At 57.6% G+C, this 1,379-nt stretch carries 1 rRNA gene; it reads right to left on the bottom strand.

The features are described 5' to 3' along the window. Positions 1–1,328, bottom strand: a 23S ribosomal RNA gene (locus LWC33_RS34620); the annotation flags it as partial. Positions 1,329–1,379: the final 51 nt, after the last annotated feature.

The raw sequence follows: 1,379 nt of genomic DNA, 5'->3' as shown, positions 1-1,379 counted from the left end.
CTTCACCGGATGCACGACGCTCCCCTACCCAACCCAACCACTACACCAACCCCACAACAGGACCGGCGGATGAATGTCGGATTGCCACGGCTTCGGCGGTGCGCTTGAGCCCCGCTACATTGTCGGCGCAGGACCACTTGACCAGTGAGCTATTACGCACTCTTTCAAGGATGGCTGCTTCTAAGCCAACCTCCTGGTTGTCTCGGCGATCCCACATCCTTTCCCACTTAGCGCACGCTTAGGGGCCTTAGCCGGTGATCTGGGCTGTTTCCCTCTCGACTACGAAGCTTATCCCCCGCAGTCTCACTGCCGCGCTAACAGTACCGGCATTCGGAGTTTGGCTGACTTCAGTAAGCTTGTCGGCCCCCTAGGCCATCCAGTGCTCTACCTCCGGTACCCACCACACGACGCTGCACCTAAATGCATTTCGGGGAGAACCAGCTATCACGGAGTTTGATTGGCCTTTCACCCCTACCCACAGCTCATCCCCCAGGTTTTCAACCCTGGTGGGTTCGGGCCTCCACGACGTCTTACCGACGCTTCACCCTGGCCATGGGTAGATCACTCCGCTTCGGGTCTACACCCCGCGACTACACGCCCTGTTCAGACTCGCTTTCGCTACGGCTCCCCCACACGGGTTAACCTCGCCACGAAGCATAACTCGCAGGCTCATTCTTCAAAAGGCACGCCATCACCCCAAAAGGCTCTGACGGCTTGTAGGCACACGGTTTCAGGTACTATTTCACTCCCCTCCCGGGGTACTTTTCACCTTTCCCTCACGGTACTCGTCCGCTATCGGTCACCAGGAAGTATTTAGGCTTAACGGGTGGTCCCGCCAAATTCACAGCAAATTCCACGAGCTCGCTGCTACTCGGGTATGAAGTCCATCATGCGCTGCGCGTTTTCGCGTACGGGGCTCTCACCCACTACGGCGACCCTTTCCAGAAGTCTTCCACTAACCCGCATGCACAATGTCTGGAACGCGGCAGCATTCCAACGGTCATGTCCCACGACACCGCATCCGCAACCCCTGCCGGGTATCACACGAACACGGTTTAGCCTCCTCCGCTTTCGCTCGCCACTACTCACGGAATCACGGTTGTTTTCTCTTCCTGTGGGTACTGAGATGTTTCACTTCCCCACGTTCCCCCCAACACCCTATGAATTCAGATGCTGGTAACGCCCCATGACGGGCGCTGGGTTTCCCCATTCGGACACCCTCGGATCACAGCTCGGTTGACAACTCCCCGAGGACTATCGCGGCCTCCCACGTCCTTCATCGGCTCCTGATGCCCAGGCATCCACCATGTGCCCTTACACACTTGACCACAACAAGATGCTCGCATCCACTATGCAACACTCAACACACAACCACACCC

The sequence above is a fragment of the Pseudonocardia terrae genome, from assembly GCF_021343995.1.
GTDB classification, from domain to species: Bacteria; Actinomycetota; Actinomycetes; order Mycobacteriales; family Pseudonocardiaceae; genus Pseudonocardia; species Pseudonocardia terrae.
This window is presented reverse-complemented; position numbering and strand designations above follow the sequence as displayed.